General features: G+C 62.3%; 19 protein-coding genes. 4 read left to right on the top strand and 15 right to left on the bottom strand.

Annotated features, from left to right (window positions below; all coding sequences use genetic code 11):
• The first annotated feature begins 38 nt into the window (after nt 1-38).
• Together ACWPVA_RS06750 and fghA are read left to right on the top strand one after the other, a co-directional pair.
• Nucleotides 39-638: a DUF1345 domain-containing protein gene (locus ACWPVA_RS06750; RefSeq protein WP_454289544.1), complete on the top strand. Its 600-nt coding sequence runs from the start codon at nt 39-41 to the stop codon at nt 636-638.
• Nucleotides 639-657: 19 nt separating this feature from the next.
• Nucleotides 658-1,491 (top strand): S-formylglutathione hydrolase, encoded by an 834-nt coding sequence (fghA, locus tag ACWPVA_RS06755; protein WP_454286953.1) that lies wholly within the window; start codon nt 658-660, stop codon nt 1,489-1,491.
• Nucleotides 1,492-1,645: 154 nt separating this feature from the next.
• Here fghA and ACWPVA_RS06760 read toward each other — a convergent pair whose 3' ends face one another.
• The 9 genes from ACWPVA_RS06760 to ACWPVA_RS06800 form a co-directional block, all read right to left on the bottom strand.
• The gene (locus ACWPVA_RS06760; RefSeq protein ID WP_454286954.1) at nt 1,646-3,280 is read right to left on the bottom strand and encodes a glycoside hydrolase family 43 protein; all 1,635 of its coding nucleotides are present in this window, start codon (nt 3,278-3,280) and stop codon (nt 1,646-1,648) included.
• A gap of 225 nt (nt 3,281-3,505) precedes the next feature.
• Nucleotides 3,506-4,558: an L-glyceraldehyde 3-phosphate reductase gene (gene mgrA / locus ACWPVA_RS06765; RefSeq protein ID WP_454286955.1), complete on the bottom strand. Its 1,053-nt coding sequence runs from the start codon at nt 4,556-4,558 to the stop codon at nt 3,506-3,508.
• Nucleotides 4,559-4,880: 322 nt separating this feature from the next.
• The gene (locus ACWPVA_RS06770) at nt 4,881-6,014 is read right to left on the bottom strand and encodes a Gfo/Idh/MocA family protein (protein ID WP_454286956.1); all 1,134 of its coding nucleotides are present in this window, start codon (nt 6,012-6,014) and stop codon (nt 4,881-4,883) included.
• Between the two features lie 38 nt (nt 6,015-6,052).
• Complete coding sequence (locus tag ACWPVA_RS06775; protein ID WP_454286957.1) at nt 6,053-6,814, bottom strand: sugar phosphate isomerase/epimerase family protein; 762 nt, start codon at nt 6,812-6,814, stop codon at nt 6,053-6,055.
• Nucleotides 6,815-6,886: 72 nt separating this feature from the next.
• Entirely contained in the window at nt 6,887-9,349 is a 2,463-nt protein-coding gene (locus ACWPVA_RS06780) for a beta-mannosidase (RefSeq protein ID WP_454286958.1), read from the bottom strand.
• A 60-nt stretch (nt 9,350-9,409) separates the two neighbouring features.
• Nucleotides 9,410-10,501: an ABC transporter ATP-binding protein gene (locus ACWPVA_RS06785; RefSeq protein WP_454286959.1), complete on the bottom strand. Its 1,092-nt coding sequence runs from the start codon at nt 10,499-10,501 to the stop codon at nt 9,410-9,412.
• 6 nt (nt 10,502-10,507) lie between these two features.
• Nucleotides 10,508-11,452 (bottom strand): carbohydrate ABC transporter permease, encoded by a 945-nt coding sequence (locus ACWPVA_RS06790; protein ID WP_454286960.1) that lies wholly within the window; start codon nt 11,450-11,452, stop codon nt 10,508-10,510.
• A complete protein-coding gene (locus tag ACWPVA_RS06795) occupies nt 11,445-12,347 on the bottom strand; it encodes a carbohydrate ABC transporter permease (RefSeq protein WP_454286961.1) in 903 nt (300 codons plus the stop codon). Before ACWPVA_RS06795 ends, ACWPVA_RS06790 begins: the two co-directional genes overlap by 8 nt.
• Before the next feature lie 132 nt (nt 12,348-12,479).
• Nucleotides 12,480-13,715, bottom strand: a complete 1,236-nt coding sequence (locus ACWPVA_RS06800; protein WP_454286962.1) for an ABC transporter substrate-binding protein — start codon at nt 13,713-13,715, stop codon at nt 12,480-12,482.
• 448 nt (nt 13,716-14,163) lie between these two features.
• Between ACWPVA_RS06800 and ACWPVA_RS06805 the strand changes: the two genes are divergently transcribed.
• Nucleotides 14,164-15,207, top strand: coding sequence for a LacI family transcriptional regulator (locus ACWPVA_RS06805; protein ID WP_454286963.1), 1,044 nt, complete (start codon nt 14,164-14,166; stop codon nt 15,205-15,207).
• A gap of 197 nt (nt 15,208-15,404) precedes the next feature.
• Nucleotides 15,405-16,226 (top strand): ion transporter, encoded by an 822-nt coding sequence (locus ACWPVA_RS06810; protein WP_454286964.1) that lies wholly within the window; start codon nt 15,405-15,407, stop codon nt 16,224-16,226.
• Between the two features lie 67 nt (nt 16,227-16,293).
• On the opposite strand, the gene gndA is transcribed toward ACWPVA_RS06810, so the two are convergent.
• From gndA to ccoP, 6 genes are all read right to left on the bottom strand, one after another.
• A complete protein-coding gene (gene gndA, locus ACWPVA_RS06815; protein WP_454286965.1) occupies nt 16,294-17,718 on the bottom strand; it encodes an NADP-dependent phosphogluconate dehydrogenase in 1,425 nt (474 codons plus the stop codon).
• A gap of 103 nt (nt 17,719-17,821) precedes the next feature.
• Complete coding sequence (gene ccoS / locus ACWPVA_RS06820) at nt 17,822-17,977, bottom strand: cbb3-type cytochrome oxidase assembly protein CcoS (RefSeq protein WP_454286966.1); 156 nt, start codon at nt 17,975-17,977, stop codon at nt 17,822-17,824.
• Nucleotides 17,974-20,280: a cation-translocating P-type ATPase gene (locus ACWPVA_RS06825; RefSeq protein ID WP_454286967.1), complete on the bottom strand. Its 2,307-nt coding sequence runs from the start codon at nt 20,278-20,280 to the stop codon at nt 17,974-17,976. Before ACWPVA_RS06825 ends, ccoS begins: the two co-directional genes overlap by 4 nt.
• A complete protein-coding gene (locus ACWPVA_RS06830; RefSeq protein ID WP_454286968.1) occupies nt 20,277-20,774 on the bottom strand; it encodes a FixH family protein in 498 nt (165 codons plus the stop codon). Before ACWPVA_RS06830 ends, ACWPVA_RS06825 begins: the two co-directional genes overlap by 4 nt.
• Nucleotides 20,771-22,357 (bottom strand): cytochrome c oxidase accessory protein CcoG, encoded by a 1,587-nt coding sequence (gene ccoG, locus ACWPVA_RS06835; protein WP_454286969.1) that lies wholly within the window; start codon nt 22,355-22,357, stop codon nt 20,771-20,773. Before ccoG ends, ACWPVA_RS06830 begins: the two co-directional genes overlap by 4 nt.
• Nucleotides 22,358-22,631: 274 nt before the next feature.
• Nucleotides 22,632-23,495 (bottom strand): cytochrome-c oxidase, cbb3-type subunit III, encoded by an 864-nt coding sequence (gene ccoP, locus ACWPVA_RS06840; RefSeq protein ID WP_454286970.1) that lies wholly within the window; start codon nt 23,493-23,495, stop codon nt 22,632-22,634.
• Nucleotides 23,496-23,497 lie beyond the last annotated feature (2 nt).

Raw genomic sequence — 23,497 nt, forward strand, 5'->3', positions numbered from 1 at the left:
TGATCGACCATCGGCACGGGCCGTTCTACGCCGCGCTCATGGCGGCGGTGGTCGCGGCTATGCTGGTCGCGCTCCTCAATGCACGGCTCGTGCTCGAGGCTGGCGCCCTGGTGTTTTTCCTCACTTATCTGGTTCTGATCGGTTTGCGGCTGCCGCTGATGACTGCCGACTATCTCAAGGACAAGGCCGAGGAGGCCGACGAGCCGGCGCCAGTCATCCTGCTCGTGACGCTGGGTGCCGTTGTGGTCGTTGTGGTCTCCCTCTTCCTCGCGCTGAACAGGCCAACGGGCGGAAGCGCGCTTGAGCTGGTGCTCGCCTTCTCTTCCGTCCTCGGTGGCTGGCTCACCATTCATACCATGGTGGCCGTCCACTACGGCCATCTCTACTGGCGTCCCGACACCACGACCGAGGAGCCCGACAATCGCGGCGGGCTGGAGTTTCCGGGCTCTCCCGATCCGTGCGGCTGGGATTTTCTCTATTTCTCCTTCGTCATCGGCATGACGGCACAGACCTCCGACACAGCGATCACCTCCACGACGATGCGCCGCGTCAATCTCCTGCATTCGATCGTCTCGTATTTCTTCAACACCGTGCTCGTTGCCGCCGCCGTCAACGCTGCAGTTTCTTTAGCCGGCTAGACCAAAGGAAAATCCACCCATGAAGATCCTCTCGCAGAACACCGCCTTTGGCGGCATGCAGGGCGTATTCTCCCACGAATCGGAAACGACGAAGTGCGAAATGACCTTTGCCGTCTTCGTCCCACCCCAGGCGATCGCCGAGCGCCGGCCGGTGCTGTGGTATCTGTCGGGCCTGACCTGCACCCACGCCAATGTCATGGAAAAGGGCGAGTATCGCCGCATGGCCGCGGAGCTCGGCCTGATCGTCGTCTGCCCCGACACCAGCCCGCGCGGCACGGACGTGCCGGATGAACTGACCAACTGGAAGATGGGCAAGGGCGCCGGCATGTATCTCGATGCCACCGAAAGCCCCTGGGCCGAACACTTCCAGATGTATTCCTACATCACGGAAGAACTTCCGGCGCTGATGGGCGAGCATTTCCGCGTCGACATGGACCGGCAGGGCATTTTCGGTCATTCGATGGGTGGCCATGGCGCGATGACTATTGCGCTGAAGAACCCGGAGCGCTTCAAGAGCTGCTCGGCCTTCGCGCCGATCGTCAATCCGCTGACCGCCGACTGGACGCAGGATGCGTTCGAAAAATACCTCGGCGCCGACCGGGCCAAGTGGCGGCAATACGATGCGTGCGCGCTGGTCGAGGATGGCGCCCGCTTCCCCGAGTTCCTGATCGACCAGGGCAAGGCCGACAGCTTCCTGGAAACCGGCCTGAAGCCCTGGCTGTTCGAGGAAGCCATCAAGGGCACCGATATCGGCCTGACTCTGCGGATGCACGAGCGCTATGACCACTCCTACTACTTCATCTCGACCTTCATGGACGATCACCTGAAGTGGCATGCCGAGCGGCTGGGGTAATCTGGCTTTGCCTATCAGCAAATACGCCTTCATCCTCGGCCTTGCCGAGGATCTGCCAGCGCCTGCGAGGCCGTATCGTCGGAAAAGCGGTGGAGTAGCAGATGCGCGGGACGGGCCCGATCATGACGAAGAGGGATCTGGCGCCTGTTCCCCTTCAGCGCCGCTGATACAGAAAGTGGTCGAAATCCGCCGGCTGGCCTCTCCCGCTGGTGTCGAAGGCGAACATGCCGGCAAAGGCGCCGGTGAACGAGCCGTGCTCGCCTCGGCCGCCCTCGTCGGAGATCACGCCGGCGTCGAGGACGGGGCCGATCGGTTGCCAGGCGGCCTCTCCGCTCCCCTCGCCCATGCCATCGGCAGCGGGTCGCCAGAAGAACCGGAGATCGTTGTCGGACACCTCCATGGCGAGGTCGACCGCGCCATCGGGCAGGCTCACGCCCTGATCAACTGGGAAACTTAGCCGGCCATCGGGATAATCACCGGCGCAGGAGAGGATGGTCACGACGCGGCCGAGCTTCTCGTGCAGGGTCACGCCCAGCGCGTGCAGCTTGTGGCGATTGTAGTAGTGGGTGAGACCCGCGACCTGCTGGTAGGTGTCGGGCGTGAAGTCGACGCGGGTCTCGGCGCGGAAGCGATGATCCTCCTGCCGGCGCGCCACCAGGGACTGCTCGAACCAGGAACCGAGGCTTTCGCGGCCCAAGAGCCGCAAATGGCCCGGTCTAGCGGCAAGGGAAAACAGGCGTTCCGGCTCGGGAGTCCGCAGCCACTGGAACTCCGGTGGCAGGACGGCGTCGTCGAAATCACGACGGATGTTCTCCGGCCGCTCGATGCGTTCCACCGGTCCTGGGGGCGCAACCTCCAGCGCCGGGACCGGACCGCCGTTTTCGAGATAGAGCCAGCCGTCGTCCTTCCATACGCATTTCTGCAGCGCCGTCTCGCGCCCCAGCGTGCAACGGCGCTTCGGGGGTAGCGGCTGGCCGCAGAGATGGGTGTGATAGGCTTCGCCCTCGGGCGTCTCGACATACTGGCCATGGCCGGAACGCTGCAGTGCCGCCTCGGGATGGTCCTTGGAGGTGATCAGATGGGTGTCCGGGTGCATTTCGTACGGACCGGCGATCGCCCGCGACCGCGCCATGGTCACGGCATGGCCGTAGCCGGTGCCGCCCTCGGCGGTGGTCAGGTAGTACCAACCGTCCCTCTTGAAGAGATGCGGTCCCTCGACCAGGCCCAGCGGACTGCCGGGGAAGATGTTCTTCAGCGGTCCAATCAGCTTGCGCGCTACCGGATCCCATTCCTGCAGCAGGATACCGTCAAAGGCAGGATGCTTGGGCGAACCGCCATAGCTCTCGGTGCGGTGGTTCCACTGCATGTTGAGGAACCATTTGCGGCCGTCGTCATCGTGGAACAGCGAGGGGTCGAAGCCGGAGGAGTTCACATAGACCGGATCGGACCATTCGGCATCGATCGACGAGGCGGTGACGATGTAGTTGTGCGCGTCCTTGAAATTGCCGTCGAAGCGCTTGACGTCGGTATAGACGAGAAAGAACTGGCCGTCGGCATGGGACAGGCACGGCGCCCAGACGCCGCAGCTGTCGGGATTGCCGCGCATGTCGAGCTGCGACTTCCGCTCCAGCGGCCGGCGCACCAGCGTCCAGTTGACCAGATCGCGCGAGTGATGGATCTGCACGCCGGGATACCACTCGAAGGTGGAGGTGGCGATGTAATAGTCTTCGCCGACCCGGACGATCGACGGATCCGGGTTGAAGCCCGGCAGGATGGGGTTGTGGATCATGCTGCGTCTCTCCTCCATTTTTTCGGAAAACACCCCCCTGTCGGCGAGGCCGACATCTCCCCCACAAGGGGGGAGACGATCCGCTGCCGTCACACCCTCCCTTGGTCGTCACCTGAAGCGCCACAACTCCCTGCCAGCGGAAGTCGGGCGGTCTGCCGAGGTCTCACTCCCCCCTTGTGGGGGAGATGGCCGGCAGGCCAGAGGGGGTAAACCCGAATTCCAGCGTCACTTCTTTTTCCGGGCCGGCCCCTTGCGTTCGGCCGAGGCGGCCCAGAGGTTGATGTCGGCATCCTTCGCGTAGATGTCGATCTCGACCAGTTCGTCCGCGGTAAAATCCCGTTTCTCCAGCGCCTTGACGCAGTCCTCGACCTGGCTCGGCCTGGATGCGCCGATCAGTGCGGTGGTGATGCGGTCGCCGCGCAGGACCCAGGCGAGCGCCATCTGGGCCAGCGTCTGGCCGCGCCGTTCGGCGATGGCGTTGAGCTTGCGGATATTCTCGACGTTGCGGTCGTTGAGGAACTCGCGATTGAGCGACTTGTCCTGCGCCGCCCGGCTCTCGTCGGGAATGCCGGCGAGATATTTGGCGGTCAGCATGCCCTGGGCGAGCGGCGAGAAGACGATCGAGCCGATGCCGAGCTCTTCCAGCGTATCGATCAGGCCGTCCTCCTCGATCCAGCGGTTGATCATCGAATAGCTCGGCTGGTGGATCAGGCAGGGGGTGCCGAGGCTCTTCAGGATCTCGACCGCCTCGCGGGTGCGCTTCGAATTGTAGGAGGAGAGGCCGACATAGAGCGCCCTGCCCGACCGGACGATGTGGTCCAGCGCGCCGCAGGTCTCTTCGAGCGGCGTGTCGGGATCGAAGCGGTGCGAATAGAAGATGTCGACGTAGTCCAGGCCGAGGCGCTTGAGGCTCTGGTCGCAGGATGCGATCAGATATTTGCGGCTGCCCCATTCGCCATAGGGGCCGGGCCACATGCCGTAGCCCGCCTTGGACGAGACGACCAGCTCATCGCGATAGCCGGCGAGATCGGTCTTGAGGATTTCGCCGAAGGCGAGTTCGGCGCTGCCACCGGGGGGGCCGTAATTGTTGGCGAGATCGAAATGGGTGATGCCGAGGTCGACGGCCTTGCGGACGATCGACTGTTTCAGGGCGTGCGGCGTGTCGTCGCCGAAATTGTGCCACAGACCGAGCGAGATCGCCGGCAGCTTCAGGCCGCTCTTGCCGCAGCGGTTGTAGGTCATTCGGGCGTAGCGGTCTTCGGCGGGTTGCCAGGTCATGAAAGTCTCCTCCAATGATATTCGGGGAGGAAGAATTACCCCTCCCCAACCCCTCCCCACAAGGGGGCGGGGCTCTCTCGTGGCCGTCGCCCTGCCCTTGTCGACAGTCTCCTTCCTCGGCAGCAGCGGCGCACCTGTCGACCGTCGCGGCTGCCGCCCCCTCACCCGGCGCTACGCGCCACCCTCTCCCCGGTGGGGAGAGGAGGGGTCGAAGGACCGGATGAGCGGGCCGCAGGCAGATGGGCCGGTCCGAGGCACGGCCGCAGTCTTTTCCTGCCCATTCATGCCCGATCCGGTGCCCGCTGCAATCCGAAGCGTACACTTACCTGAGCAGAGCCTGCGCCTCCTCGATGCCGAGCGCCGCGGGCTGGGTGCAGGTGGTCGAGAGGGTGACGAACTGGCCCGTCTCGCCGGATTTGAGGATCGCCGTCATGACGTCGACGCCATGGAGGGCGCGGTCGAGCGAGCAGCGGGCGTCGCGGCCTTCGAGGATGGCGACCGCCATGTCGGCGAGGCCGGCGGTGCGGTAGTTGGCGCGCGGGCCATTGGCATGGTCCTGGTTATTGACGCCGAACGGGTGGTCCCAGCTCTCCAGCGGATGGATCTCCTTGTCCCGGCCGGAAGCCTCGACGAGACCGCCGAAGAAATTCGGGTCGGGCACGTAGAGCGAGCCCTCGGTGCCGTAAAGTTCCATGTTGGCATGGCGGTGCGACCAGACATCCCAGCTGGCCGAGAGCGTGACCGTCGCGCCGTTCTGGAACTCGAGGAGCGCATGGACGTTGGTCGGCGTCTTGACCGGGATCACCTCGCCGGCGCGCGGCTGGCTGGTGATGGTGCGGGTCTCACTGGCCATCGAGGTCAAGGCGGCAACCCGCTTCACCGGACCGATGAGGTTGATCAGATTGGCGATGTAGTAGGGGCCGAGATCGAGGATCGGGCCGCCGCCGGGCAGGAAGAAGAAGTCCGGGTTCGGATGCCACATCTCCATGCCTGGGCTCATGACGTGGCAGGTGCCCGAGGTGATCCGGCCGATGCCGCCCTTGTCGATGAAGGCGCGGGCCAGCTGGTGGGCGCCGCCGAGGAAAGTGTCCGGCGCGCAGCCGACGGAGAGCCCCTTGCCGCTGGCGATCCGCCGCAGGTCTTCGCCCTGTTCGAGGCTCAGGACCAGCGGCTTTTCCGAGTAGACGTGCTTGCCGGCCTCGAGGATGCGCTTCGACACCGCATAATGCGCATCCGGGATGGTCAGGTTGACGATGATGTCCAGCTCGTCATTGGCGAGCAGGTCTTCGATCGTCTGGGCCTTCACGCCGTATTCCTCGGCGCGAAGCTCGGCGGCGTTCATGTTGAGGTCGGAACAGGCCAGCACCTTGAGCCCCTTGAAGAGGGGTGCGAGCGAGAAGTAGGTGGTCGAGATGTTGCCGCATCCAATGATGCCGACGCCGAGTTCGCGTGCCATGGAATAGTGTCCTGATTGGGTGAAATGCCGTGGGAGGATCAGTAGGTGTTGAAGGCGGCGATGGAGCGCTTGATGAGGCGGGCAACATCCTTTGGATTGTCGTGTTCGAGGATGTAGTGGCGCACGCCGTAAGCCTTCAGCGCGGCCATCAGATCCTTCCACGGCACGGTGCCTTGCCCCACATCGGCCCAGCCGTCTTCTTCGGTATTGGTGCCGGCCGGCGCGATGTCCTTGACGTGGACCGCGGTGATGCGCTTGCCGTAGCTCTCGATCCAGGCGAAGGGATCGGCGGCGCCGCGGATGATCCAGGCGATGTCGGCTTCCCAGGCCAGCTCAGGGCCGCCGGCAAAGATCTGCTCCTGCGGCGTGGAGCCGTCCTCCAGCGTGACGAACTCGAAATCGTGATTGTGCCAGCCGAAGGTCAGCCCCGCATCACGGATCGGCTTGCCGATTTCCTGCAGGCGCTGGCCGAAGGAAAACCAGCTGCTGGCATCCTTCGGGCGCATGTCGGGCAGGAGATAGGGGCAATAGACCGCCTCGATGCCGAGAAGCTTGGCGATCTTCAGGGCGCGGGTCGGATCGCTTTCCAGAAGGTCGAGACCGAAGTGGCCGGTCGGCATGGTCAGCCCATTGCGGTCGAGATCGGCGCGCAGCGCGTTGAGGCCCGCGTCATCAAGGGCGGCATACATGGCGCCATAGCCTTCGACATGGGTGTATCCGGCTTCGGTGAGGAGCGGATAGATATTGGTGAAGGGCTGGAAATTGCGGGCGCTGTAAAGCTGGAAACCGAATTGGGACATGGGTTCATTCCTCCTGTTTCGGACGTGCGACGCGGGTCCGCCGTGACGTCCTGTCCTTATCTGGCGATCGCCTCAGCCGAGTTGCTGGCAGCTCTGGAGATCGTAGGTTCGAAACTGCGGGACCCGGCCATCCATGAGGGGCGTGGCCGGGGTAAAGGTGACGCGGCGGCTCATGCCTGCGTGAAGATCGAAGGCGTTGTCGGAATAGCGGCCCGGGCAATCCGCCTCGAGCATGACGAAGAGCGCGAGGCCGGTGGCGCTGACCGTGATCTCGAACCCTCCGTCGGCGAGCGGAGCGACGCTCGTCTCCAGACCGGAGGGCTGGAGTTCCAGGGCCTTGTAGGGCTGAAGCGCCAGGTGCCCCTCGCCGCTCATGCCGTTGGAGGCGATGAAGCTCCAGGCGAGCAGCGCGTCGACCAGGATTTCCGTCTCGTCGAGGGTCAGAAGCTCGGCTGCGCGGTCGGGCGGGCATGTGCCGGTGGCGGTACGGATGGGCAGGCGCTCGCCGTCCAGGGTGACGGCAAAGAGGTTCATGTCGACGGTCAGCTCCTCCAGCGTGTCGTTGACCATGGAGAAAGGGATGCTCGTTCCGTCCTCGCTCGGGATGGCGACGACATTGACCGGCTGGAAGAAGCGCCGCGCCATGTAGTGCAGCGCCTTCCAGCTGCCGCCGTAATCGAGGCTCGACCAGGAGGCGACCGGCCAGGTGTCGTTGAGCTGCCAGTAGAGCGTGCCCATGCAATGGGGTTTCAGCGACCGCCAGTAGTCGACCGCGGTACCGATCGCCAGGCCCTGCTGGATCTGGCTGAGATAGACGAAATTGGCAAAATCCTTGGGGAAGCGGAAGTAGCGGAACATGGTGCCCGCGATCCGCTCGTTGCCGCCGGCATTCTTCTGGTGCAGTTCGATCACCGGCGAGGCGATGTTCATGTCGCCCTTGTCGGCGAAGGTCTCGATCACGGGCATCGAGGTGTAGGACTGGAAGCCGAATTCCGAGCAAAAGCGCGGTTTGATAGTTCGGTAATTAGCGAAACTCTTATTCTCGTGCCAGACCGACCAGTAGTGCATGTCGCCGGAGCCGTCGGCATGCCAGGCATCGCCATAGTCGAGATAGCCCGAGGCCGGGCTCGACGGCCACCAGATACCCTGAGGATAGGCTTTCTTGACCCCCTGCTCGATCACCCGGTTCAGGCGATCATAGGCGACGAGGTAACGATCGCGGTTGTCGCGGCTCTCCTTGAACCAGGTGAGCGCGCCCACCAGTTCATTGTCGCCGCACCACAGTGCGATCGACGGATGGGACGACAGGCGGTGGACCTGATAGTCGACTTCCTGGGAGACGTTCGACAGGAAATCATCGGTGCAGGGATAGAGATTGCAGGCGAACATGAAGTCCTGCCAGACCATCAGGCCAAGCCGGTCGCATAGGTCGTAGAAATAGTCCTGCTCGTAGAAGCCGCCGCCCCAGACGCGGATCATGTTCATATGGGCAGCGACCGCCGACTGCAGCAGGTCCTCGGTCTTTGCCTGGCTGGTGCGGGAAAAGAGCGCGTCGGCCGGGATCCAGTTGGCCCCACGGCAGAAGATCTCGCGGCCGTTGACCTTGAAGGCGAAGCGCGAGCCGGCCTCGTCCGGGTCTATGATGAGGGCGATGGTGCGAAGGCCGATCCGGCGTGTCAGCGTTTCGCCCGGAATGTCGGCGGATAGCGTGTAGAGCGCCTGCTCGCCGCTGCCGGCCGGCCACCAGAGGCGTGGCTTGTCGATATGAAAGATGTGGGAGATCACGGTCTCGCCGGCGGGAATGCCGCAATCGAGGCGCTCGCGCAGGCCGTCAAATTCGAAATGCACCGGCACGACGCTCGGCTCGAAGGCATGGAGCGTGAGTTTGACATGCAGGTCGACGCTGCCGTTGTCGTGATGGACCTGCTCGGTCTCCAGGTGTTCGATGCGGGCCGGATCGAGCTTCTTCAGCGCAATCGTGCCGTAGAGGCCAAGCGGCGCCACCGCGATGTTCCAGTCCCAGCCGAAATGGCATTGCGGCTTGCGCAGCATGTTGCCGTTGGCGATCGGCGAATTGTTGGTCGAATAGGGAATGTAGAAGGGCTGGCGCGCCTGGCGCTCGGCGCCGGCAGTGATCGACGAATGCAGCAGGATGCGGATGGTGTTCTCGCCCGGCTGGAGTGCGGCCGAGACGTCCGGCCGGTAGCGGCGGAAGCAGTTGTCGGCGGAGAGCACCGGCACATCGTTGATGAAGACCACGGCGACCGTGTCGAGATAGTCGATGTCGAGGTACCAGCTACCGTCGGCGTGATCGAGGAAGAATGTCCGCGCAATCGTCCAGTCATGCTCGGCCACCCACTGCACCGCCTCCTCATTGCGGCCGAAATAGGGGTCGGGGATGATGCCGGCGGCCTCAAGGGCCGAATGCACGTCGCCTGGCAGCGTTATCGCCGCGCCGTGGTCGCCCTCGGCGGTGGACAGGTGCCATTCGCCGGAGAGGTCGATGGTCTTGGGAGTGTCAGGAGCATTCGTCATGGGTCGATCCGGATCATTCATGTCGGAGCAAGAGCGCCCCCTCTGGCCTGCGTGTGTCCATCAAAGCCTCTCCTCCGTCACGGCGTCGAACAGCGAGGCAACCGACATGTCGAAGCCGAGGCGCAGGCGCGCGCCGGGACGATAGCGGCGGGTGCCGGAGGTGCGGACCGACATGACGTGGCCGGCATGTTTCAGCCACAAGAGGTTGTCGGCGCCCATCGGTTCCTCGATGTCGACCACGGCCTCGTGGGTCTCGGCGCCGGCCGGCACCTCATCGTCGATCAGGACGTGTTCCGGGCGAATGCCGAGTACCACCTTGCCGCCGGGGTTAAGCGGCCCGGCGGCCTCGTAGCCGTCGAGGAAGAAGTCGACGCCGTTGGTGGTGAAGACGAGGCCGTTTGACCGCTCGACCAGTTCGCCGTGCAGAAAATTCATCGACGGCGAGCCGATGAAGCCGGCGACGAACAGGTTCTTCGGCCTGTTGTAGATCACCATCGGGTCGTCGAGCTGCTGGATCACGCCACTCTTCATGATGGCGATGCGGTCGGCGAGCGTCAGCGCCTCGATCTGGTCGTGGGTGACATAGATCATCGTGTTCTTCAGCGAATGATGCAGTCGCTTGATTTCGACGCGCAGCTCCGAGCGCAGCTTGGCGTCGAGGTTGGACAGCGGCTCGTCGAAAAGGAAGACGTCGACGTCGCGGACAAGCGCCCGGCCGATGGCCACGCGCTGGCGCTGGCCGCCGGAGAGTTCGGCCGGCTTGCGCTTCAAGAGCGGCTCGATCTGCAAAATCTCGGCGGCCCGCGCCACCTTCTCGCGGATCTTGTCTTCCGGCACCTTGGCGACGCGCAGGCCGAAGGACAGGTTCTTCTCTACCGTCATCTGCGGATAGAGCGCGTAGGACTGGAAGACCATGCCGATGCCACGGTCCTTCGGCTCTTCCCAGGTGACGTTCTTGTCCTTGATGAAGATCTGCCCGTCGGTCGGCTCCAGCAGACCGGCGATGCAGTTGAGAAGCGTCGACTTTCCGCAGCCGGACGAGCCCAGCAGGACGAGGAATTCCCCGTCGCGAATGTCGAGGTTCAGGTCCTCGAGAACGGTGACCGCTCCGAACGAGAGCGACAGATCCCTGATCGATACACTGTTGGACATGAGCACTTAACCCTTCACTGCGCCGGCGGCGATACCCCGGACGAAGAGCCGGCCGGATACGAAATAGACGATGAGCGGGATGAGACCGGTCAACAGGGTCGCTGCCATGTTGACGTTGTATTCCTTCACGCCCTGGACCGAATTGACGATGTTGTTGAGCTGAACGGTCATCGGATAGTATTCCGGCCGTGTGAACACGACGCCGAACAGGAAGTCGTTCCAGATGCCGGTGATCTGCAGGATCATCGCAACGACGAAGATCGGCAGCGACATGGGCAGCATGATCCGCCCGTAGATCTGCCAGAATCCGGCCCCGTCGATGCGCGCTGCCTTGAACAGTTCCTCCGGCAGCGAGACGAAGTAGTTGCGAAACAGCAGCGTCAGGATCGGCATGCCGAAGATGGTGTGGACGATGACGAGGCCGGTCAGTGTCCCGTAGATCCCCATTTCGCGCAGAACGATGACGATCGGATAGATCATCACCTGATAGGGGATGAAGGCGCCGACGATCAGGATGGTGAAGAAGACCTCCGAGCCCTTGAACTTCCAGTTGGCGAGCGCGTATCCGTTGACCGAGGCGATGATGATCGACACGATCGTGGAGGGAATGGTGATCCGCACCGAATTCCAGAAACCGCGCGACAGGCCGTCGCAATTCAGCCCGGTGCAGGCTTCGGACCAGGCTTTGACCCATGGCTCGAAGGTGATCTCCATCGGGGGAGAGAAGATGTTGCCGAGGCGGATCTCCGGCATGCCCTTGAGCGAGGTCACGACCATCACGTAGAGCGGCACCAGATAGTAGAGCGCCGCGACGAACAACGTGCCATAGACCATGATATTGCGCGACGAGAGCCTGCGCCGGGGCTTGCGGCCGCGCGGGCCGGAGCCGAGCCTGTCGGAGACCGCGTCGAAGCCGGCGGCCGTCGCATTGAGTGTTGCGGGATTAGCCACGCTTCTTTCCTCCAAATTCCAGATAGGCCCAAGGGACGACAATGATGGCGACGGTGATCAGCATCATGGTCGAGGCGGCGAAGCCCTGGCCGAGGTTCTGGGCCTGGAACATGTAGTCGTAGACGTATTTCGCCGGCACCTCGGAGGCGATGCCCGGGCCACCGCTCGTCTGGGCGACGACGAGGTCGTAGACGCGGACGATGCCGCTGGCGATGATGACCAGCGTGGTGACAAAGACCGGCCGCATCATCGGAATAATGATGAAGAGATAGGTCCGCCACATCGGAATGCCGTCAACCCGCGACGCCTTCCAGATGTCCTCGTCGATGCCGCGCAAACCCGCCAGCATCAGGCACATGACCAGCCCCGTCCCCTGCCAGAGCGCGGCGATCAGAATGCCGTAGATGACGATGTCGGGATTGTAGAGCGGATCGAAGGCGAAACTCTCCCAGCCGAGCGAGCGCACGACTGACTGGACGCCGAATTCCGGATTGAGGATCCACTGCCACACAAGGCCGGTGACGATAAAGGAAAGGGCGAAGGGATAGAGAAAGATCGTCCGGAAGGTGTTCTCGAAACGGATCTTCTGGTCCATCAGGGCGGCCAACAAGAAACCGATCACGAGGCTGAAAATCAGAGACAAGATACCATAGACGGCAAGATTTTCGATCGCCATCAGCCAACGCGGCGTTGCCCAGAGACGCTCGTACTGGTCGAAGCCGACGAAGGAAAGCCTCGGCAAAAGCTTGGAATTGGTGAAGGAATAGACGACGGTCCAGAGTGTTCCGCCGAGGAAGATCACCACCGCAGTGAGGATCATCGGAATGGAGGCAATCTTAGAATTGAGATTGCGCAGCAATTGGTTCGGCCGACCGGCGCGCACCTGGGTCCTCATGGGTCCCTCCCCTTTTCTTCGCGATCCGCATTGGCATCATGACCCGGCCTTCAACAGCCAGGCCCGACACCCAACCCTGCAGCCACCGGCCCCACCCAAGGCGGGACCGGTGGCGCGTCCGGGAGGAGTAGATCAATCCGCGCTGGCGATGATATCGGTGAAGCGCTTCTGCGCGTCCTCCGGCGTCATCGACGGGTTGGCGAAGAACTCGGAGAACAGGTCTTCCATCTGCTTCTGGCTGTCGGCGGACATCATTTGGTCGGTGCTGATCAGGACATTGCCCTTGTCGAGAATGTCGAGGCCCTTCTTCATGCAGTCGTTGGCAGCCGCCAGATCGACGTCACCGCGGATCGGCAGGGAACCCTTCTTCAGGTTAAAGGCGACCTGGGTTACCGGATTGACCAGCGTCGAGGCCAGCACTTCCTGCGCCTTGGACTTTTCTTCATCCTTCAGGATCGGGAAGTAGAAGGCGTCGCCGCCCGTCGTGATGATCTCGTTGACACCGAGACCCGGCAGGCAGGTGTAGTCCTTGCCAGCGACCTGACCGGCTAGCTGGAATTCGCCCTGCGCCCAGTCTCCCATGATCTGCCCCCCGGCCTTGCCGGTAATCACGAGATTGGTCGCCTGGTTCCAGTCCTGCACATTGGTGCCCTTGGACATGCGGCGCGCATCGTCAGCGGCCTTGAATACCTTGGCGATATCGGGTCCCGCCGCAGCTTCCGCGTCTTTGTCTTGGAAAACCTTGAGATAGGTATCCTTGCCGCCGATGGCGATCATCAGAACGCCGAAGGCGCCATTGGCCTGCCAGGGCTGACCACCGACCGCCAGGGGCTGGATGCCGGCCTTTTCGAGCGCCGGGGCCGCGGCCACGAACTCGTCCCAATTTTTAGGCACGGCGACGCCGGCCTTCTCGAAGGCGGCATTCGAAAGCCACAGCCACTGCCAGGAATGGATGTTGACCGGCGCGCAATAGATCTTGCCGTCGATGGTGCAGGAATCCAGCAGGCTCAGCGGACGGATAAAGTCCTTCCACTTCTCCCTTTCGGCGACGGCGGTCAGGTCGCGCATCAGGCCCGACTGTGCCAGTTCCTCGGCCTGACGACCGTGGTTGAACTGGGTGGCAGCCATCGGGTCGCCACCGGTAATGCGGCTGACCATGATCGGTCGTGCCGTTCCTCCTGCGCCGGCAATCGCGCCATCGATCCACTTGTTGCCGGTGGCATCGAAGGCCTTGGCAAACTCGGCGACCGCCGCGGCCTCGCCGCCCGAGGTCCACCAATGGGTGACTTCGAGATCGGCGGAGTGGGCTACGGAAAACGGTAGTACTGCGCTTGCGGCCAAAGCTGCCGCGACGCTACGAAAATTCATGAGTGTCCTCCCTCACTGAAACGTTGCCGGAAAAACCTATTACAATCGATTTAAGGGCGCAACCTCCGCGAGGTTAATTTTTTGCTAAACCGTCGCTTTCCACCCTAAGCAGCACGCAGGCGCAGCATAGAGCCCCCTGAAAACGGGAAATGAGAAAGGCCACTCAACCTGATTTTGTCGCAATAATTTCCGGAATTTACCGTGCTGCGACATGATCTTCCGTGCAATGCGGTAATTCCGGGCCAAATCGGGAGTAGCGCCAGCTCCCTCCTGCTCAATTCGCTCTATGCGTGCAGACTGAATACCTCCCTTCACAAAAACCTGCTCGACAAATTTACTGTAACGTTACAGATTTGATTTGTTGTTCGGTACACATTGATGCTCGCGCGCGTTTGCAGCCACCGCTCGGGCAACTATAATGGCGGCTCAAGGAAGCGGCGGGGACAGCATGAATCAGGACAAACCGGGGGACGGAACAGGTCTCACGAAGGAAAGCCGGGAGCGACCAACCCTCAAGACGATCGCTTTCATGACGGGGCTCGGCATAACCACCGTCTCGCGCGCGCTCAAGGACGCGCCTGACATCGGCGCCGACACCAAGGAGCGGGTGCGTATGGTGGCGCGGCAACTTGGCTATCAGCCGAACCGCGCCGGTGTAAGACTGCGAACCGGGAAGACCAATGTAATCGCACTGGTCTTGAGCATTGACGAGGAGATCATGGGCTTTTCGAGCCAAATGGTCTTCGGCATCTCCGAGGTGCTTTCGGGCACACCCTATCACATCGTCATCACCCCCCATTCGCACAGCAAGGACCCAATGCAGCCGGTGCGCTACATCCTCGACACCGGCTCGGCCGACGGGGTGATCATCTCGCGCATCGAGCCGGACGACGCGCGGGTGCGGCTGCTGATGGAGCAGAACGTTCCCTTTGCCACCCATGGCCGCACGGACGCGGGGATGGTGCATCCCTATCACGATTTCGACAACGAGGCCTTTGCCCGCCAGGCGGTTGCGCGCCTCGTGGCGCGCGGCCGCAGGCGCCTTGCGCTGCTGCAACCACCCAGCAAGCTGACCTACTATTTCCATACCCGCGCCGGCTTCGTGGCCGGTTTACGGGAGAGCGGGGCCCAGGAGGTGCCACTGCCCGTGAACATCGACACGCCCCTCGCAAAAATACGGGACATTGTCGAGGCAATGATGCGCTCTGACGATGCGCCGGACGGCATCGTCTGTTCGTCGGGCAGCGCAACAATCGCGGTCAATGCTGCAATCGAAGCAGCAGGCAAACGGGTCGGGCACGACGTAGATCTGGTCTCCAAGCAGTCGATCCCGATCCTCAACTGGATCCGGCCCGAAATCATCACGGCGTATGAGGATGTGCGCCTTGCCGGGCGCGAACTGGCCAAGGCGGTAATCGCGCGGATCGACGGCGTGGAACCGGCCTTGCTGCAGAGCATCAGTCAGCCAGTATGGCAGGATAAGAAGGGCTGAGCGCCTTTTCTTCGTGGGCCTACACCTCCTGACAGGCTCTTCCCCATGATCGCTGGTGCGTGGGGAATAGACGCGCGCGCATGGCTTTTTCGCCACGCACCCAAAATGGGCCGTGGATTGGGCTGCAATGCGGTCCAATGCGCTTGACGATCCCAGGAAGGTCTGACTTTTCTCCGCCAAGAATTCGGAGCCCCGCCATGAGACATTATCTTTCGCAGATCCTGACGTCGAAGCGTTGGGAACAGTTCATTATTACCGTTATCGTCCTCAACTCCATCACTCTTGGCATGGCGACCGACCCCACGATCATGGCCGCCGTCGGACCGATGATCAACGCGCTCGACAGGATCATTCTGGCGATCTTCGTCATCGAAATCGCCGCGCGTTTCATCGCCTTTCGCTCCGCAATGCTGCGCGATCCATGGAGCCTGTTCGACGTCGTGATCGTGACGATCGCGCTCATTCCGGCTACCGGTCCCTTCCAGGTCCTGCGTGCACTGCGTATCCTTCGTCTGCTGCGCCTGATTTCGGTGGTCCCATCCTTGCGCCGGGTCGTCGGCGGCCTGATCGCGGCGCTCCCCGGAATGGGGTCCATCGTCGTCTTGCTTACGCTTCTCTTCTACGTATCGGCGGTGATGGCGACCAATCTCTATGGCGCAAGCTTCCCGGATTGGTTCGGCAACCTTGGCGCTTCCTTCTACACGCTCTTTCAGGTGATGACCCTCGAAAGCTGGTCGATGGGCATCGTTCGGCCGGTCATGGAGGCCCACCCCCATGCATGGCTGTTCTTCGTCCCCTTTATCGTCCTCAGCACCTATTCGGTGCTCAACCTGTTCATCGGCGTCATCGTCTCCGCCATGCAGGAAGAAAGCGACGCCCAGACAGATTCGGAATTGCAGTCACTGCATGTCGACAACGCCCAACTGCTGACCGAGATCAGAGCCCTGCGCGGCGATCTGGCCATCGTGAAGGCACGTGTCGACCTGACCGGTGACGATCAGACCATCCGACCCGACTGACGCGCCCAATCCCGGGATGAATCAGCAATCCCGGGATGGCGCGATGGCAGGCAGCAAGGCGCGGGCCTCAGTTTCCGACACCCCAGGGGCCGTGCGGACGATCCAGACCATCAATACGGTCAAACCCATGGGCACCAAAGAAGTCACGTTGCGCCTGGATGAGGTTGGCCGTGCCGCGGGCCTGGCGATAGGCGTCGAAATAGGAAAGTGCAGAGGACAGCGCCGGAACGGGGATGCCAGCAGTGACGGCCGCGGCGACGATCCGGCGCAGCGCCGGCATGCTTTCGGCCACCATGGCCGAGAAGGCCGGCGTGACGATCAGGTTGGCGACGTCGGGTTGCTCGGTGAACGCCTTGGTGATTTCGTCGAGGAACTGCGAACGGATGATGCAACCAGCGCGCCAGATGCGGGCAATCGTCGGCATGGGGAGCGACCAGCCAAATTCGCGCGACGCCTCCGCCATGACGGCAAAGCCTTGGGCATAGGCACCGATCTTGGCGGCAAACAGCGCCAGTTCCAGGTCTTTCAGCAGCGCGGCATTGTCTTGCAGCGGAAAGGTATAGCGCGGCATCCCGAAGATCACCTCAGCCGCTTCGCGCTCGGTCTTCATCGCCGATAGGCTGCGGGCAGCAACCGCCGCCTCGATTGCGGTGGCCGGCACGCCCAGCTGCTGGGCTTCGATTACCGACCACTTACCGGTGCCCTTCTGGCCGGCCCGATCGAGGATCACATCGACCATCGGCTTGCCGCTTTCGGGATCGGTAGTCGCCAGAACCTTTTCGGTGATCTCGATCAGATAGGAGTTGAGGCGGCCCTTATTCCATTGGCCGAAGATCGCTCCAATTTCGCCCGCCGGCTTGCCGACGCCGTCGCGCAGGATACCATAGATCTCGGCGATCATCTGCATGTCGGCATATTCGATTCCGTTGTGGATCGTCTTGACGAAATGCCCTGCCCCGTCCTCTCCCAACCAGGCACAGCAGGGATCGCCCTCGTAGCGCGCGGCGATCGAGGTCAGGACCTTTTCGACGCGGGTATAGGATTGCTCGGTCCCGCCAACCATGATCGACGGTCCGTGCCGCGCGCCCTCCTCGCCACCGGACACGCCCATGCCGATGAAGGTGATCCCACTATCCTTCAACCGGTCGAAGCGGGCGATGGTGTCGCGAAAATTGGCATTGCCGGCATCGATCGCGATGTCACCGCCGGAGAGCAGCAGCCTCAGCGCATCGATTTGCTGATCCACTGGTTCGCCGGCCTTGATCATGATGATGATCGGCCGCGGCGTGCGGATGGCGGCGACGAAGTCTTCCATCGTCTCGCAGCCGATGATGTTTGCACCAAGAGCACCCGCTTCACTGACGAATTGCCGGGTGCGCGACGGCGTGCGGTTGAACACCGCGATACGGCTGCCCTTCTCGGCGATATTGAGCGCCAAATTCGATCCCATCACACCGAGACCGATCAATCCGATTTCCGCCAGTTGCGCCATGTGCTCCCCGTCGCCTTCAATGGAAAAGGAGGACGTTGTGGCATCCTGAAACACTGACGACAAGTCACAGAGTTTTGACGGAGGTCAATTCTCAAGACGAAAATCAGTCCCCCGGCTTGTCGTCGTCGTCGGAAAGCACCCGCCATGCCGCCCCGTCGAGATCTTCGTACTGGCCACTCTTCAGCGTCCAGAGAAAGGCAAAGAGCCCCAGTCCGCCGAGAAAGAGGGCGATCGGAATGAGGTAAATCAACATGTTCATGAGGCGAGCCTTGGGTTGGGCGCGGCAAAGCTGCCGCCAACCGCCGGCTGACCAGCGCCTGGATCTTCCTTCAGCGTGAGCCGATTGAGACGGAGTGCGTTGACGACCACAATGATCGATGAGGTCGACATGGCAACGGCCGCGATCAGCGGAGTCGCATAGCCAAGGATGGCGATCGGCACGGCGATTATGTTGTAGCCAATCGCCAGCGCGAAATTCTCGCGGATGAGCCGGCCTGCTCGGTGCGAAGCCTCAATGGCGAAGGCGACCGAATCGAGGTTCTGCCGCATAAAGACGAAATCCGCCGCCTGACGGCCGACGTCGGCTGCCGTCGCCGGTGCGATCGAGACATGGGCTGCGGCAAGTGCCGGGGCATCATTGATTCCGTCGCCGACCATCAGCAACTTGTGTCCTTCGGCCTGAACCTTGGCACAGAACTCTGCCTTCTCACGCGGCGCGAGTTCAGCCTTCCAGTTGGCGATGCCGAGGCGTTTGGCGAGCTCGGCCACGACGCTGGTACGATCGCCTGAAAGGATTCCCACCGAGAAGCCCTGCCCTTTCAGCAAGGCGATCGCCTTTTCAGCGCCCGGCCGCAGCGTATCCTCGAAGCGGAAGGCCTGCAGCTCGCGGCCGCCGAGCGACAGAACGACTTCGGAATAGGCGTGGTCACCGGCCTTGTCCGACGTTTCGGGGCAAGCGAACTTGCGGCTGCCGAGCCGATAGATGCCTTCGGGACTTGCGGCTTCGATACCGGCACCGGGGATTTCCCGCACGGCGTCGATCATGCGCGCCGGAACAGGAGCTGCGCGCCACAGCGCCTGCGACAGCGGATGGCGCGAATGCTGTGCCAAGCCCGCAGCGATCGCAAAGGCCCCGGCATCGATCCCAGCGGCGTCGATGAGCCGCGGCCTGCCAAGCGTCAGCGTGCCGGTCTTGTCGAAAGCGACCGAATCGATTTCAGCCAGGCGCTCCATCGCCGAACCGTCCTTGACCATGATGCCCGCCTTAAAAAGTCGGCCCGCCGCGACGACCTGCACCACCGGCACGGCAAGACCGAGCGCACAGGGGCAGGTAATGATCAGCACCGCCACGGACACCAACATCGCATGCTTCCAGTCGCCGTCGTAGAATCCCCAACCGAAGAAGGTGAAAAGCGCGATGAGGTGAACCGCCGGCGAATAAAACTGTGCGGCGCGATCGGCGATCCGGCGGTAGCGCGCGCGACCACCTTCCGCAGATTCCATCAGGTTTATGACCTCGGCGAGGAACGAATTCTTCGCCGTCGCCGTCGCCTTGATGACCAGCGAACCCGTGAGGCTCAGCGTTCCGGCCTGCACGACGTCGCCAACGGCGACCTGCTGTGGCGCGCTTTCGCCGTTGATGATCGACACGTCCATGTCGCTTGCTCCAGAGACGATCACCCCGTCGACGGGGATACGGTCACCGGCGGCAACCGCCACCCTGTCTCCCACACGCACATCTTCAAGCGGGCGATATTCGCGCGAACCGCCTTCGTCGACGACCATGGCTCCGCGCGGAGAGAGCCTCGCCAGACCGCTGATCGCCGAGCGAGCGCGATCACGCATGATGTGGTCGAGCGTGCGGCCGATCAGCAGGAAGAACAGCAGCGAGGCGGTCGCGTCGAAATAGGCGTGTGGACCGTGATGGATCGTCTCCCAGAGCGAAATGAAATAGGAGAGCGTTATGCCGATCGCGATCGGCACGTCCATATTGCTGCGACCATGGCGCAGGGCATTCCAGGCTGACTGGTAGAAGAACCGTCCGGCATAGATCAGCGCGGGGGCCGCGATCATCGCCGAGATCCAATGGAACATGTCGCGCGTCGACGCATCCGCACCCGACCAGACGGAAACCGAGAGCAGCATGATGTTGGTCGCAGCAAATCCCGAGACCGCGACGGCGCGGATCAACTGATTGCGAAGCGCGTCGGAAGCCTGCTCGGCCGCGGTGAAAAGATGCGATTCGTAGCCGGTTGCCGCGATGGCGCGGGCAAATTCGACCGGGTCGGTCTGCGCATCGCCCATGTTGTCCTTCCAGACGATGGAAACGCGCTTGGTCGAGAGGTTGACCCGTGCGCGCTCCACTTCCGGCCGGGCTTTGAGCGCCCGCTCGATCGTGCTGATGCAGGTGCCGCAATGCACGGCGGGAACGCTGAGATCAGTCTGCAACAGCCCTTCGCCCAGATCCCGGCTCGCGAGCCTGAGCTCTTCCGCAGTCGGAAGAGCATGGCCCGCACGCTCGATGTCGAGCGCGCCTTCGGTTCCCGCTGCACAGCAGCTCATTTTGCCTCTCCGATCACCGCAATGCGGTTTGCTTCGTGCATGATGGTCTTACCGTCCTTGATGGCGATGACCTCGACAATCCAGTGACCCGGCAGAACCGGTCCGGTTGCCTCGTAGCGTCCGGCTCCGACCGGTTGCAACTCCGCAAGGAAATCCTGCTTCTCGCCTACCGGCCGTTTGAAGTGCGCGGTGACTTTTTCGGCCGCCACGGGCTCTTCGCCGGGCAGCGTCAGCGTGTAGCCGATCTGCTGTCCTTTGACCTCAAGCTTCCCCTTGATCCCGGTTGCCAGCATGTCACGGATGGCAGCCGCCTTGCCGTTGAACTCCTGACTGGCAATATAGGTATTCTTCACCACCAGGCCGCTCCAGGTCGATGACGCAAGATAGGCCATGGTGAAGTTGACGGTGATGATGGTGCCGAAGAAAAGCAGCATCGCCCCCAGCATGTGCCAGCCTGTGAAGACAAAGGATGGCTTCTCGCTCTTTGTGGTCATCTGTTTGCTCCCGGGGCAAGGAATACTGCTTCGTATCTCGCGGTCTCGTGGCCATCGACGTCGGTCACGATGAAGCTGAAGTCCTCGCTGGACCACGCGACCTTGTCGCCCGGCATGGTGAGGAAGAGCTTCAGAGTGGTCACCTGGTCCGGTTCCACAGCGACCGTGACCGTACGCGGGTCGTCGGTCGTCATGCCATTCACTTTCATTGTCGCGTCCGGGATACCCTCGAGCGACACCATGATATTGCGCGGTTGCGGCACCATGTTCAAGATACGGACCGAGTAGCCGTTGCGGATCGATCCGTCGGATTCGAGCACATACTGCGGATTGCGGTCATGAAGCACATTGACCTCGAGCCGATCCCGGCTCAGCAGAGCGACGATCAGGCCAATACCAACGGCAGTCCACACGCCCATGTAGAGCAGAGTGCGCGGGCGGAATATGATTCGCCAATCAAAGTGGCGGATCTTGTCGCTGAACTTGCCATCGGCATCGCGGACCTTGCGGGGATCGATCGGTGTCGCACCGTTGCTGGTCGCGAGCGCCATATTGCCCTGATACTCATCGAGTGTCGCATAGGCGATTAGACCGCGCGGCTTGCCGACCTTGTCCATGACGCTGTCGCAAGCGTCGATGCAGAGCGCACAGGTAATGCACTCAAGCTGCTGGCCGTCCCGGATATCGATCCCCATGGGGCAGACGGCCACGCAGGCATTGCAGTCGACGCAGTCGCCGACCGATAGCCCGGCTGCCGCCGCCTTCTTCGAACCGCGGGTGCGCGGCTCGCCGCGCCAATCGTTATAGGTGACGACAAGCGAACTCTCGTCCAGCATCGCCGCCTGGATGCGCGGCCAGGGGCACATGTAGATGCAGACCTGCTCGCGCATGATGCCGCCGAAGACATAGGTCGTGGCGGTCAAAACGGCGACCGTGATATAGGCGACAGGCTGCGCATCGCCGGTCACGAAATCCACAACCAGGCTCGGGGCATCGGCGAAGTAGAAGATCCATGCACCACCGGTCGCCACCGCAATGGCCAGCCAGATCGCGTGTTTCACCACACGCTTGGAAATCTTGTCGAAGGTCCATGGGGCCGTTTCGAGCTTCATCCGGGCGTTGCGGTCGCCTTCGACGGCGCGTTCCACCACAAGAAAGAGGTCGACCCACACTGTCTGGGGACAGGTGTAACCGCACCAGGCGCGGCCTACCGCGGAAGTGATGAGAAAGAGACCGAAGCCCGCCATCACAAGGAGGCCGGCTACAAAGAAGAACTCCTGCGGCCAAATCTCGATGAAGAAGAAGTAGAAGCGCCGGTGCGCCAGATCGATGAGTACCGCCTGATCGGGTGCATAGGGACCGCGATCCCAGCGCAGCCAGGGCGTCAGATAGTATATGCCCAGCGTGACCAGCATGACCAGCCACTTGAACTGGCGGAAACGCCCTTCGGCCCGCTTCGGAAAAATCTTCTTGCGTGCCTCGTAGAGCGGTCGGCGGACTTTTGCCGACATAATTGGCTCGGCCTCGTGGCGTTCCACTTCGGCGGGCTCTCCCGCCCTATTGTTCTCAGACTGAAAATTCATCGATGGACCTCTATTCCTCGGGCTCTTCTCCCATGCGCCACCATACTCTACCTTGACTTATATCAAGCAGCGGCGAAGCGTCGCAATGCGAACTATTTGCATTATAAAATACTGTTCGCGCGCCTTTCTCGGTCGAATTGCGCGGGGCGAATTCCGTTTCGGGGTTCCCCTGACGGCACCCAACGAAAAAACCACGCCCGCTGGCGTGGTCGATTGCAGGGCATTCCTTTGCGGTCGAAATGCGACGGCCCAAAAGGGCCGTCGCCATTTTCGCTTATTCGCCGCCGCCAAGCGAGTGTACATAGACGGCCAACTGCTTGACCGTGGCGTCGCCGAGGCGCGCACCCCAAGCCGGCATCACGCCATGCTTCGGACGGGCAACCTGTTCGGCGATTTCAGCTTCTGTACCGCCTCTCAGCCAGATGGCATCTGCCAGGTTCGGCGCGCCGAAATCACGACCGCCCTTGGCATCTTCTCCGTGACAGGCGGCGCAGTTTTCGGCGAACACCGTTCCACCGGGCTCGACCATGGCTGCGTCTGCCGGCGTACCTGTCAGGCTGACAACATAGGCTGCGACCTGCCTGATCTGCTCCGGCTCGAGTATGTCGGCAAAGGCCGGCATTTCCGAGATGCGGGTATCAGCATCGCCGTCATAGCGAATGCCATGGGCGAGCGTGATACGGATCGATTCGAGATCCCCACCCCACAGCCAGTCGTCGTCGTTGAGGTTGGGATAGCCGACACCACCCTGGGCACCCGAGCCGTGGCAGGGCGAGCAGTTGACCTTGAAGGCCGCGGCGCCACCGGCGGTGGCGAACTGAGCCAGAACCGGATCGGCAACGATCTCCTCGAGCGGGAGTTCCGCAATCCTGTCCAGGTTGACGGACTGGGCAGCCTTGGCATCGCTGAGTTCAGCCGCAACCTCAGCGCGGCTGGAATAGCCGAGCAAGCCTTTGGTGTTCTCCGTCAGAAGCGGCCAGGCCGGATAGGCGATCGTATAGCCGATCGCCCAGACAATGGTCGCATAGAAGGTCCAGACCCACCAACGCGGCATCGGGTTGTTGAGTTCGCGGATACCATCCCACTCATGGCCAGTGGTTTCGACGCCACTGATTTCGTCAATATGTTTCTCAGACATCT

Source organism: Rhizobium arsenicireducens, assembly GCF_964021225.1.